Raw genomic sequence first — 12182 nt, 5'->3', positions numbered from 1 at the left:
CGGCGGGTACGCCACCGTCGACGAGCTGACGGCGGCGGGCACGCCGGTCTACATCATGGGCGGCTGGTGCACCCCGGAGCAGGTCCTGGAGTTCACCATCGAGGACACCTTCACCGACCTGCGCAACCTCGGCCTGATCTTCGGCGTGCCTGACCGGGCCGACCAGCTCATCACCGAACTGCGCGGCCGGCTCGCCGACGTCCGGCAGCGGGTCGGTTCACTGCCCGAGGTCAAGGTGCTGGCCGTGGACGGCGGCAAGGGACCCGTCAACGCCTACGGCGGCGCGGGGCTGATGAACCAGATGATCGAGCTGGCGGGCGGCGCGAACGTGCTGGCCGACGTCCAGGCCGACTACACCGAGGTCAGCGTCGAGAAGGTCGCCGCCTCCCAGCCGGAGGCGCTCGTCGTGCTGGACTACGTCGTCTTCGCCGGGGACAAGATGCCCACCGCGGACGCCAAGGCGGCCGACGTCCTGGCGATCGCCAAGAACAGCCCGGCCGCGCGGGATGAGAAGGTCATCCCGATCCCGGCGGTGGCAGCGCATCCCGGGTACCGCAACATCCTGGCCATCGTCGAGATCGCCCGGTTCCTGCATCCTGACGCGTTCGCCTGATGAGCCTGGAAACCTCCCAGGTCACCCGCGCGCCAGGGGTCCGGCCCTCGGCTCGTGGCCGGTTCACGATCCTCGTGATCGTGCTGGTGGTCGCCGTGGTGGCGGCCACCTGGCTGGCGGTCAGCATCGGTGCCGTCCATGTCGGATTGGCGCAGTGCGGGGGCATCGTCGCCGACCACCTCGTCCCCGGGCTGGTGACGCGGACCTGGACGCCGGTCCAGGAGCAGATCGTCTGGGACTACCGGCTGCCACGCGCCGTGCTCGCTCTCCTGGTGGGGGCGGGACTGGCCGTCGTGGGCGCGGTGCTCCAAGCCCTTGTCCGTAACCCGCTCGCCGACCCCTTTCTGCTCGGCGTCTCCTCCGGAGCGTCGCTGGGCGCGGTGATCGTGTTCGTGCTGGGGACGTCGGCGCTCGGCGGACTGTCGCTGTCGGCGGCGGCGTTCGCGGGCGCGCTGGTGGCGCTCGTCCTGGTGTACGTGCTGGCGCAGCGGTCGGGGCGGCTCACTCCGGCGCGGCTGGTGCTGGCGGGGGTGGCCCTGGCGTACCTGTTCCAGGCGGTCTACAGCTTCGTGCTCCAGCAGGCCCAGAGCGGGCGGGCCGCCCAGCAGGTGCTCTTCTGGCTGCTGGGCAGCCTCGGCGGGGCACGCTGGGACATGCTGCCCATTCCCGCGATCGTGCTGGTCGCCGGCGTGGCGTACCTGCTGGCGCAGCACCGTCCTTTGAACGCGCTGGCCGCCGGTGAGGACACGGCGACCTCGCTCGGGGTGCCGGTGGCCCGGTTCCGGCTCCAGCTGTTCGTGCTGACCTCGCTGCTGGTCGGCGTACTGGTGGCGACCAGCGGGGCGATCGCCTTCGTCGGCCTGATCGTCCCGCACGCGGCCCGGCTCCTGGCCGGTGCCGACCACCGCCGGGTGCTGCCCGTCACGGCGCTGCTCGGGGCGGCGTTCCTGCAACTGGTGGACATCGCGGCCCGCACGGTCAACGCACCCCAGGAACTCGCGCTGAGCATCGTGACCGCCGTCTTCGGCGTGCCGTTCTTCCTGTGGCTGCTGCGGAGACGCGCATGAGACTCGTCCTGGACGGCCTCGCCGTCACCCTCGACGGCCGCTCGATCGTGCGCGGGGCCGACCTGGTCGTGGAGCCCGGCGAGCTGACCGGCCTGGTCGGCCCCAACGGCTCCGGCAAGTCCACCCTGATCCGCGCCGCCTACCGCGCCCTCCGCCCCGCCGCCGGGCTGATCACCGTCGGCGGCGACGACCTGGTACGGCTTCCGCCCCGCGAATCGGCCCGGCGGATCGCGGTCGTCGCCCAGGAGAACCCCGCCGAACTCGACTTCACCGTCGAGGACGTCGTCCTGATGGGCCGCACCCCGCACAAACGCCCGCTGTCCCGCACCACCGCCGAGGACCTGCACCGCTGCGCCGAATCCCTCGAACGCGTCGATCTGGGCCACGCCGCGCGACGGTCGTACGCGACCCTGTCCGGCGGGGAGAAGCAGCGGGTACTGATCGCCCGCGCCCTGGTGCAGGGCAGCCGCCTGCTGCTGCTCGACGAGCCCACCACCCACCTGGACATCCGCCACCAGCTCGACGTGCTGCACCTGGTCCGCGAGCTGGGCATCACCGCGCTGGCGGCGCTGCACGATCTCAACCAGGCCACCGAGTTCTGCGACCGGATCTACGTCATGGACGGCGGCCGCATCGTCGCCGACGCCCTCACCCCCGAGGTGATCACACGCGTGTTCGGCGTCCGCGCGGTGCCGCGCACCCAGTACGCCTTCGAACGGCTCAAGGAGGACCCGTGATCTTCCGCCTGCTCACCCCCGGCGTGCGCCGGCGGGTCGCCGGGCTGGTGGCGCTGCTGCTGACCATCACCGCCAGCTACGTCGGCCAAGGCATCCTCGTGGCCCAGGCGCTGGCCCGGGTCTTCGACGGGCGGCCGGTGACCTCGATCCTGTGGCCGCTCGCCGGGATCGCCCTGCTCCAGGTGGTCCGCAGTGTCACCCTCGCCATCCGCGAAACGGCCGCCATCCGCGTGTCCGGACTGGTCAAGGCGCGGCTGCGGAAGCAGATGATGAGCCGGTTACTGGCGCTGGGACCAGGGCACTCGGGGCGTACCGGATCAGCGCAGTCCAGCCTGGTCGACGGGATCGAAACCGCTGACGCGTACGTGGGACGTTTCCTGCCGCAGGTCGCCGCCGCCATCGTCGGCGCGCTCGCCGTCACCGCCTACCTGTTCACGATCGATCCGCTGGTCGGACTGGTCGTCCTGGCCTGCTCGATCCTGCTGCCCGTGCTGCCGCTGGTCTCCGAACACGTGGTCAGGGACCGCAACAACGCCTGGTTCCGCGCCTACAAGGGCCTGTACGCGGAGAACCTCGACGCCCTCCAGGGCATGGCCACCCTGAAGGCGTTCAACGCCAGTGGCCGGCGCGGCGCGGAACTGGCCAGGCTGGCCGGAGAGTTCTGCCGCGACTCGATCCGGCTGATGGCCGTCGTCGTCGCCTACGTCGGCGGCGTCGCCTTCGTGATCGGCCTCGGCACGGCCGTCGCCGTCGGAGCGGGCGCCCTGCGGCTGGCGGCGGGCGAACTGACGGTGACCGAGCTGCTGCTCATCCTGATGCTGACCGCCGAATGTTTCCGCCCGCTGCGCGACCTGGAGGGCGCCTACCACGCCAGCTGCAACGCCGTCCCGTCGCTGCGAGCCGTGTTCGAGGTGATCGACGCCGAGATCCAGCCCTCCGGCGGGCACACGCTCACTCCCGCGGGGCCGCCCGCGGTGAACTTCCAGGACGTCACCTTCGTCTACCGCGAGCGAGACCGTCCCGCGCTGGCGGACTTCTCGCTGGAGGTCGCCCCCGGGGAACGGGTCGCCCTGGTCGGGCGGTCCGGGGCGGGGAAGACCACCGTGGCAGCGCTGCTGCTGCGCTTCTTCGACGCCCAGCACGGCCGGATCACCATCGACGGAACCGACATCCGCGACCTGCCGCTCCCCGCCCTGCGCGCCCTGGTCTCGGTCGTCTCGCAGGACACCTACCTCTTCCACGGCACGGTCCGCCGCAATCTGGCTCTGGCCAGACCGGAGGCCACCGACGCCGAACTGGAGGCGGTAGCCCGCGCCGCCCAGGCCCACGACTTCATCGCCGCTCTTCCCCAGGGCTATGACACCGTCGTCGGCGAACGTGGCCTCAAACTCTCCGGCGGTGAACGGCAGCGCATCGCCATCGCCCGCGCCCTGCTCAAGGACGCCCCCGTCCTGATCCTCGACGAGGCCACCTCCAGCGTGGACGCCGCCAACGAAGCGGGCATCCAGCAGGCCCTCGACACCCTCACCGGCGGCCGGACCACCCTCATGATCGCCCACCGGCTCTCGACCGTACGCGACGCCGACCGGGTGATCGTGCTCGACGCCGGCCAGGTGGTCGAATCCGGCGGCCACCGGGAACTGCTGACACGGCAGGGTGTGTACGCCCGCCTGGTCGCCGCCCAGGAGGGAGCCGCGTGATCGCCTCGATCGACCTCCCCGCTCGGAAAGGCACGCGCCGATGACCTCCGTCGCCCCGCCCCTCGTCCGCCTGCGGCCGGTGCTGGCGCTGCTGGGGCCGCACCGTCCGCTGCTGCTCGCCGCAGTGTTCAGCGGCATCGCCCACCACCTGGTCGTCCTGGCCTCGGCCGGAGTGGCGGCATGGGTGGTCAGCCGGGTGATCACCGGAGGCGGCGACCTGACCGGCGGCCTGGTCGTCCTGGGCGTGCTGCTGCCATTGGTGGGGCTCACGCCGTGGCTGGAGTCCTACCTCGCCCATGTGGCCGCGTTCCGGGTACTGGCCGACGTACGAGGACGGGTCTACTCGGCTTTCGAGCGGCTGGCCCCTGGCTATCTGCTGGAGCGTCGTTCCGGCGACCTGGGCTCGGCGGCCATCTCCGACGTGGAGCAGTTGGAGTTGTGGTTCGCGCACACGCTCAGCCCTCTGGTCAGCGCGGCCACGGTGCCGCTGGCGGCGCTCACCGCGCTCGGCGTCTTCCACCCCACGCTGGCGCTGGCCCTGGCGCCCGCGCTGATCCTGCTGGCCACCGTCCCAGGCTGGCTGCGCCGCCGCGCCGAAGCCCAAGGCGCCGAACTCCGCGCCCGACTCGGCGAACTCGGCGCGGAAGCCGTCGACACCCTGCAGGGCATGCGGGAGCTGCTCACCTCCGGTGCGGCCGACCGTCAGATCGCCCGGTTCGCCGGCCAGGACACCAGACTCCTGGCCGCCAAGCTCGCGCACGGCCGCAGATCCGGCCTCGAACACGCCGTCACCAACGCCATCACCGTAGTGGGCCTCATCGCGGTCCTGCTGACCGCCGCCCTGCTCGTGACCGGCGGAGATCTCGACCCAGCCCTGTTCCCGGTCGCCGTCGTCCTGGCCGCCACCACTTTCGCCCCCGTCACCGCCGTCGTCGACGTGGCTCGCGACCTCAACCTGGTACTGGCCTCGGGCGACCGCATCATGACCATCCTGCGCACCCCCGCTCCCGTCACCGACCGCGTCACCACCGCTCCCGCTGGGCCGGACCCCCGCATCGCCTTCGACGCGGTCACCTTCTCCTACGGCCCCGGCCTGCCCGCCGCCGTCTCCCACACGTCCTTCACCATCGAACCCGGCGAGACCGTCGCACTCGTCGGCCACTCCGGCGCGGGCAAGTCCACCTGCGCCAGCCTGCTCATGCGCTTCTGGGACCCTGACTCCGGCACGATCGCCATCGGCGGCCACGACATCCGCGACTTCCCCCAGGAAGAACTCCGCCGCCTGATCACCCTGGTCCCCCAGGACGTCTACTTGTTCAACATCCCGATCCGCGACAACATCCGCCTCGGCCGCCCCGACGCCTCCGACCAGGACGTCATCGCCGCCGCCCGCGCCGCCCAGGCCGACGAGTTCATCACCGGCCTGCCCGACGGCTACGACACCGTCCCCGGCGAACTCGGCGCACGCCTCTCCGGGGGGCAGCGGCAGCGCGTCGCCATCGCCCGCGCCCTGCTCAAGGACGCCCCGATTCTCATCATGGACGAGGCCGTCTCCAACCTCGACGCCGAGAGCGAGCAGGAGGTCTCCGCGGCCATGACCCAGGCCAGGAAGAACCGCACCACACTGATCATCGCCCACCGGCTGTCCACGATCCTGACCGCCGACCGGGTGGTCATGTTGGAGAACGGCGGGGTTGTCGACTCAGGTGCGCACTCCAAGCTGCTGGCACGTTCGGAGCCGTACCGGCGGCTGCTCGCCACCCAGGTGTCCGGCTAATCAGGGTTCGATCCCGCGCCGCTGATGTGTGACCCGGCAACCGCTCGGGGCCGTGCTCTTCGCGCTCATCTCCGTGAGTACGGCGCTGCACCTGCTCGGGCGGGGCATGCACCGGCTCGGGCGGTGCGCGGTGCCCGAATGCACCGTGATCTTCGCCGACACTTCCCGTACGGGACGGCAACGCTACTGCTCCCAGCCGTGCGCCAACCGCGACGCGGTCCGCCGCCATCGCGCGAACCGGATGGTCGGCTGAGCCCCGGGACCTCAGGCCTGGGGTCCGCGGATCTCCTCGAACTCCTTCAACACGGCCTTGCGGGCCGCGTTCGAGAGCCGGTCGATGTAGAGCAGGCCGTCGAGGTGGTCGGTCTCATGCTGGAGGCAGCGGGCCAGCACTCCCGTCCCGTGGACGGTCACCGGGGCGCCCGTCACGTCGAACCCGTGGCAGGTGGCCAGGTCCGGCCGGCCGACGACCGCGCGCGGGCCGGGGATCGACAGGCAGCCCTCGTCGCCCGTATCGAGGTTGCGTTCTCCTGCCCCCGGCAGGACCAGTGTCGGGTTGACGACCACGCCCTTCTGGTGGACGTCGTCCCCGTCGGGGCAGTCATAGACGAACACGCGCAGGTCCACGCCGATCTGATTGGCCGCCAGGCCGACGCCCTTGGCTTCGTACATGCTGGCGAACATGTCCTCCACCAGGGTGGCGAGTTCCTCGTCGAAACGTTCGACCGGGCGGCACGGGGTGCGCAGCACCGGAGTACCGACGACGGTGATAGGACGTGCCATGCCGCTCATGGAGTGACCGCCTTGATCAAGGGAGCTGAAGATGGGGAGACAAATCGAGAGAAGGCAAGATACCCGCTGATACCGCGAGGGCTTCCACTCGCCCGGTGAGCGGTCGTCAAAGGTCGGTCATCCGGGCACGGACCCAAGGGACGCTGCGGCCGAGCGCTGCGGCCAGCCGGGCCAGGGTCCAGCCCTCACGACGGCGCTCATGCAGCCAGGTGCGCAGGTCGGGGGTTCCCACTCGGCGGGCCGCCGCCTGCTCGTTCAGGTGGGCACGTGCCTGCCGACCGGCGGCGGTGTTGGCTCCGGCCGGGCGGAGAGCGATCCCGTGCGTGGTGAGCAGGTCGCGCAGTACGCCCTTGCCGACGCCGAGTTCGGCGGCCAGTGGTTCGATGCCCGTGGGCCGGTCGGCGTACAGGGCGCGAAGACCGGCGGCGACGTCGGTGTGGCCTCGCCTTCCGAGGGCTTCGACGACCCGCAGTTCGGCCTGTGACCGCCGGGTGGCCCGTCCCCTCGCCAGTTCGCCGAGCATCGCCGTGGTCCGCTGGCGCTGGACTGCCGGGCGATGCCGGGTGACAACGTTCCGGACTGGGCCATCGACTGGCCGACGGACAGGTCTCCGCGCAGGCGGGGCGAGGTCTTGTAGGCGGCGCGCTGGATGCGGCGGCGGTTCTCCGAGACCTCCCGCGAGGCCAATGCCTTGGTGGCGAACAGTCCGAACTTCTGCCGGTACTCGTCGGCGGACAGGCCGTGGACACGGACATGGCCGCCCAGGGCGCGGAACCAGCGGCCGCAGAGGTGGCACAGGACTCGGTCGGCCTCCTCGTCGCGCACCAAGACGCCATAGGGGGCATAACTCATGCCGGCCCTCCCGCCAGTCCGATCCGCCTCCCATTCGCTATTGCAATCTACTCGCAATAAGGTTCGATCGCTGTCGATCGTGGACGTCCAGGTTCACGCGCCGGGCGAAGTACGCATGGGCGCGGGCGGAGACGCCGAGGTGTTCACCCAGCTTGCGGGGCGGCGGAAGGGCGGAAATTCGACCATGGCATCGATAGCGGCGTACCGCGATATGAATGCTGCTGCATACTGTTCGCAACAAGCTCAGGGAAGCCGAGGGACGCACGTGGACGACCAGCCCGAGCGGGGGCTCGTGCCGTTGTCAGTCGAGATCCTCGCGCTGCGGGTCGATGAGGCCGGGAGGTGGCGCTATCGACGGCTGGTGACCGCGCTTCGCGACGGTGAGACACCGGACGAGGCCGTGCGCCGCCACGTGGGAGTCGCGGCCGACGACCAGGCCACCGTGGTGCACTCCACGAGCTGGCGTTACCAGCCCAAAGGACGACTGGTGCTCACCTACGCCGTCTGCCCCGACCCCGACCCTCTGGCGTCGGCCGAGGAACTGACGGAGTTCCGGCTCGCGCGGGGGTCCACTCCGGCGGCTCCCAGTCCCGATGACGTGCAGGTGGAGAACGTGGCTGCCCACGCCCTGCGGCACCTGGCACATCTTCTGCACAGCGACGACGTCGTGGCGACGGCACTCAACGGGACGCCCTCGATCGTCCACGGCCTACGGCGGTTGCCCGCGGACCTGATGGTTTCAGCCCTCCGATAGGGATGTGACCCCGTTCAAGTAATGATGACGGGAAAGGCGAGCGCGTGCAGCGTCAGCCGGCTCTGCATGACCGGTCAGTTCGCGGCGCATCCGCCGGTCGATCGCGAGGTTACGGCCCAGGTCCGCGAGGCTTCACCCACGACACGGCCTCGGCGACGCCGTGTTCGCGGTGGCAGCCCGTATACCAGCGCCAAAGCGGCCCGGGTTAGGCCGCTCGCGGGAGTTCGGTGGCTCGTATCCTCGAAGGAGGGAGCCGGAGCCGGCGCTTGGATGGTGAGCCGATGAGAGCCGTCGTCTGCGACAGGTACGGCCCTCCGGAGATTCTCCGGCTCAAGGATGTCGAATCGCCGGTCCCCCGCGAGGACGAGATCCTGGTGAAGGTCCACGCCACCACGGTCACGCGCACCGATTGCGGCTTCCGCCAGGGCAAGCCGGCCGCCGGGCGTCTCGTCACCGGCCTGCGCCGGCCGAAGTGGCCGATCCTCGGCCTCGAACTCGCCGGCGAGGTGGCGGCGGCCGGTGCCGCCGTCACCGAGTTCGAGACCGGCGACGAGGTCTTCGGCATCAACCCGTGGCGTTTCGGCGCGCACGCGGAGTTCGTCTGCGTGCCGCAGAGCGCCCCCGTGGCGCGCAAACCCGCCGGCATGCCCTTCGACGAGGCCGCCGCCGTCTGCGACGGCGTGATCCTGGCACTGCTGGGCCTCAAGCATGTGGCGCTGGCCCCCGGCAAGAGCATCCTGGTGTACGGAGCCTCCGGCTCCATCGGCACCGCCGCAGTCCAGCTAGCCAGACACTACGACGCCGACGTCACCGCGGTGTGCGACACCAGAAACGTCGAAACGGTCAGATCCCTTGGCGCTCACGAGGTCGTCGACTACACCCGCGAGGACTTTACGAAGAACGGCCGAGCCTACGACGTCATCCTGGACGCGGTCGGCAGCACACGTTCAAACACTGCCGCGACTCGCTCAAGAGCGGCGGCACCTACCTGGCCACCGACCATTTCCAGAACGTCGTCCTCGCCATGTGGACCTCCCGGTTCGGCGACAAGCGGGTGGTGTTCCCGATCCCTCCCCGATACGACAAGCAGGACGTCGTGTTCCTCCGGGAGCTCATCGGGGCCGGGCGGTACCGGGCGGTCATCGACCGACGTTACCCGCTGGAGGACGCGGTCGAGGCGACGAGATACGTAGAGACGGAACAGAAGACCGGCAACGTCGTTCTGGTCGTCGCATGATGTTCGACGATATTGGTGTGCCTGCCTCGCCGTGACAAACGCCTTCTCTTCATCGGGCTGTGGCGATCAGGACAAGCCCATCTCCCGCATGGAGCCATGATCCCGACCTGTCCCGCGATCAGAGCCTGATCTCCATCGACTTGGCCCGAGGCCACCCTTTCGTATCGGACGCGAGCGTACGGGGTCATCGACGAACTGGAAGGTGGTGTCGGCGGTGACTGGGAGCGCCCTGGTACGGACGATCAGGGTCCTGGTGGCGGTGCGGTAGGTCCATCCGGGAGCCCTCGTGCGGGCCGGGATCGCGGTTCCGTTGACCTTGACCTGGGTGGGCCGGTTCACGTCGCGGAAGCGGGCGGTCCAGGAGCGGGTGGTCACCGCGCCGGGGAAGGTGCCCTGGCGGGCGGCGACCCGCAACAGGTGCGTCCCCGTGTCGAAGGTCAACGCGGTGGTGGCCGACTCTCCCGAGTGGTGGCCGGGGCCCTCGCCCTCGTCCTCGTAAAGCGACAGGCTTCCGTCGCCGCCGGTGGCCACGTCGAGCGTGACCTGGTCGAGCGGCTTCTGCTCCGCCGAGTCGACGTAGTCGGTTCTTGTCGGCAGGATGCCGCCCGCGCGGAGGAATATCGGCATGGTTGACAGGTCGGTGGTCACTCTGGCTGTGGCAGGTCCGGTGTGGGTCGCGCCGGTGAAGTAGTCGGTCCAGGTGCCCGGCGGGAACCACACCTTCGTGGTCACCTTGCCGGTGCCAGGGGTCGTCACCGGTGCGACCAGGACATCGTCGCCGTAGAGGTACTGGGTCCTGTAGCGGTAGGCCTTCTCGTGTTCGGGATAGTTGAGGTACATGCCGCGGGTGATCGGCAGTCCGGTATCGACCGCCTGGCGGGCCAGCGTGTAGGTGTAGGGGATCAGCGCCTCGCGCAGGCGCAGGAATTTCTGCGCGGACCGCTGGGCTACGCCCGGGTACTCCCAGGGCAGCCGGTCGCCGTGGTTGGAGTGCAGGCGCAGGATCGGCTGGAACGTACCGAACTGCACCCAGCGGGCGTAGAGGTCGTCGGGCAGGTGCTTGGGTGCGGCGTAGAAGCCGCCGATGTCATGCGAGACGTACGGCATGCCGATGTTGCCCTCCAGGTGGGTGTAGGCCGCCTCGAAGGCAAGGACGTCCCAGTTGGGATTCGTGTCGCCGGTGAAGTGAACGGTGTAGCGGTGCTCGGCCCACGGACCGGCGGGGTAGACCCGCATACCGCCGTAGCCGCCCCCGGCCCGGGAGAACGCGAATCCGCGCAGGCCGCGTTCCCGGTCCCGGAGGGCGTACCTGGAGTTGATCCAGGTGTCGGGGGTCACGCCCGGTGCGCTCACCCTGCTCGGGTCACAGCACCAGTCGAGCCACATCAGCCGAATCCCCAGGTCCTCCATGGGTTTGTGCAGGTCGAAGTACGCTTTGAGTTGTTTCGGGTCGCTCCAGTCGAAGACCCTGCACCCCGGCTGCCGGGGGCAGTCGCCCGCCGGTAGATCTCCACCGCCGATGGCCTTGATCCGGGCGTTCTTCGGATCGGCGGGGGAGATGCTGGGGTGGATGTTCAACGCCACCCGCAACCCCTGCCCCCTGGCCCAGTTGAGGAAGCTCCGCGGGTCGGGGAAGAGCGCAGGGTTCCAGTTCCAGCCGTTCCAGGTGCTGGGCGCCTTCCAGTCGGTGTCCACGACCAGCATGTCCAGCGGCACCCGGTTGGCCCGGAACCTGGGTAGCAGGTCGTCGCGGTAGTCGGACTCCCGGTAGGGGTAGTAGCGGGAGAACCAGATGCCGAAGGCCCATCGCGGCAGCATCACCGCCGGTCCGGTGAGATCGCGCAGGTCCTTCAGCCCTCGGCGGTAGTCGTGTCCGTAGCCGAAGAGGTACCCGTCCTGGTACGGCCGGCCGCCGTGCCCCGGCCGCTGTGTGATCGTGCCGTCGGGGTTGAGGATGGCCGTCGAACTATCGTCCAGCAGGTACCAGCCGTCCCTGGTGAGGAGGCCCTCGTTGAGCGCCACCGACGCGCTCAGCTTGTCCAGCGAGCGCCGCCAGCCGCCTAGATTGACGGCTGAGGAGGCGCCGAACGATGGGCGTGCGGTCACCTTCCGTGCCCCGGCCATCAGGTCGACGGACAGGTTCGCCGGCGTGAACGGCCCCGAATCGCGCCGATAGCGCATGGTCAGCCGGTCGGTACGGATGATACGGGTGCCGTTCTTGACCGTGGTGGTGAACGCTCGCGGCTCCGTCGCGCGGGCGACCGCGTTGAAGGTGGGCCGGTCCTCGAAGACGCCGTCGCCGGCGTACTCGACGCGTATCAGGGTGGGGGACAGGACGGTGAACCGGGCGTTGCCGTCCACCACGGGCCCGGCGGCGGGAGTGGGTGGCCCGCCCCCGACGACGAGCGGGATCAGCAACCCGCTCGCGGGCAGCAGGCGAAGCGGCGCGGGAAGGCGGGATGGACAGGTCAACACGCACTCCTGGAACGAGACCTCGGCTGCGAAAAGAGAGTTCCGTTCGTGGTGCTACCCGGATCACCGTCAAGAGATGATCACACGACACCGATGGAGCGCCCGGCGGCTACCCGTCGATCAGTTACGGCAGCTGTAGATCGTTGATTTCGTTCGCGAGAACGGGAGTCAGATGTTCGCC

Annotated in this window: 9 protein-coding genes and 3 pseudogenes; 8 read left to right on the top strand and 4 right to left on the bottom strand. The window is 69.9% G+C overall.

Annotated features, from left to right (window positions below):
* From Aph01nite_RS08985 to Aph01nite_RS08960, 6 genes and pseudogenes are all read left to right on the top strand, one after another.
* A partial coding sequence (locus Aph01nite_RS08985; RefSeq protein WP_204040315.1) for an ABC transporter substrate-binding protein occupies nt 1-613 on the top strand: 613 nt, incomplete at its 5' end.
* A complete protein-coding gene (locus Aph01nite_RS08980) occupies nt 613-1680 on the top strand; it encodes a FecCD family ABC transporter permease (protein WP_204040314.1) in 1068 nt (355 codons plus the stop codon). The genes Aph01nite_RS08985 and Aph01nite_RS08980, both read left to right, overlap by 1 nt.
* Nucleotides 1677-2417, top strand: a complete 741-nt coding sequence (locus Aph01nite_RS08975; protein ID WP_204040313.1) for an ABC transporter ATP-binding protein — start codon at nt 1677-1679, stop codon at nt 2415-2417. Before Aph01nite_RS08980 ends, Aph01nite_RS08975 begins: the two co-directional genes overlap by 4 nt.
* Nucleotides 2414-4117: an ABC transporter ATP-binding protein gene (locus Aph01nite_RS08970; protein ID WP_204040312.1), complete on the top strand. Its 1704-nt coding sequence runs from the start codon at nt 2414-2416 to the stop codon at nt 4115-4117. Before Aph01nite_RS08975 ends, Aph01nite_RS08970 begins: the two co-directional genes overlap by 4 nt.
* Nucleotides 4118-4157: 40 nt before the next feature.
* Nucleotides 4158-5894: a thiol reductant ABC exporter subunit CydC gene (gene cydC / locus Aph01nite_RS08965; RefSeq protein ID WP_204040311.1), complete on the top strand. Its 1737-nt coding sequence runs from the start codon at nt 4158-4160 to the stop codon at nt 5892-5894.
* A gap of 61 nt (nt 5895-5955) precedes the next feature.
* Nucleotides 5956-6147, top strand: a pseudogene (locus tag Aph01nite_RS08960) (CGNR zinc finger domain-containing protein); the annotation flags it as partial.
* Nucleotides 6148-6158: 11 nt separating this feature from the next.
* Here the strand turns inward: Aph01nite_RS08960 and def are convergent.
* From def to Aph01nite_RS42575, 3 genes and pseudogenes are all read right to left on the bottom strand, one after another.
* Entirely contained in the window at nt 6159-6677 is a 519-nt protein-coding gene (def, locus tag Aph01nite_RS08955) for a peptide deformylase (protein ID WP_373872276.1), read from the bottom strand.
* A 115-nt stretch (nt 6678-6792) separates the two neighbouring features.
* Nucleotides 6793-7209, bottom strand: coding sequence for a hypothetical protein (locus tag Aph01nite_RS41235; protein ID WP_239161507.1), 417 nt, complete (start codon nt 7207-7209; stop codon nt 6793-6795).
* Nucleotides 7210-7343: 134 nt separating this feature from the next.
* Nucleotides 7344-7538 (bottom strand): annotated as a pseudogene (locus Aph01nite_RS42575) (MucR family transcriptional regulator); the annotation flags it as partial.
* 265 nt (nt 7539-7803) lie between these two features.
* On the opposite strand from Aph01nite_RS42575, the gene Aph01nite_RS08945 reads away from it, so the two are divergent.
* The gene (locus Aph01nite_RS08945; RefSeq protein ID WP_204040308.1) at nt 7804-8292 is read left to right on the top strand and encodes a hypothetical protein; all 489 of its coding nucleotides are present in this window, start codon (nt 7804-7806) and stop codon (nt 8290-8292) included.
* Nucleotides 8293-8573: 281 nt separating this feature from the next.
* Nucleotides 8574-9529, top strand: a pseudogene (locus Aph01nite_RS08940) (NAD(P)-dependent alcohol dehydrogenase).
* A 66-nt stretch (nt 9530-9595) separates the two neighbouring features.
* Here Aph01nite_RS08940 and Aph01nite_RS08935 read toward each other — a convergent pair.
* Nucleotides 9596-12001: a glycoside hydrolase family 31 protein gene (locus Aph01nite_RS08935; RefSeq protein WP_204040306.1), complete on the bottom strand. Its 2406-nt coding sequence runs from the start codon at nt 11999-12001 to the stop codon at nt 9596-9598.
* Between the last annotated feature and the right edge of the window lie 181 nt (nt 12002-12182).

It is taken from the genome of Acrocarpospora phusangensis (assembly GCF_016862995.1).
GTDB lineage: Bacteria > Actinomycetota > Actinomycetes > Streptosporangiales > Streptosporangiaceae > Acrocarpospora > Acrocarpospora phusangensis.
This window is presented reverse-complemented; position numbering and strand designations above follow the sequence as displayed.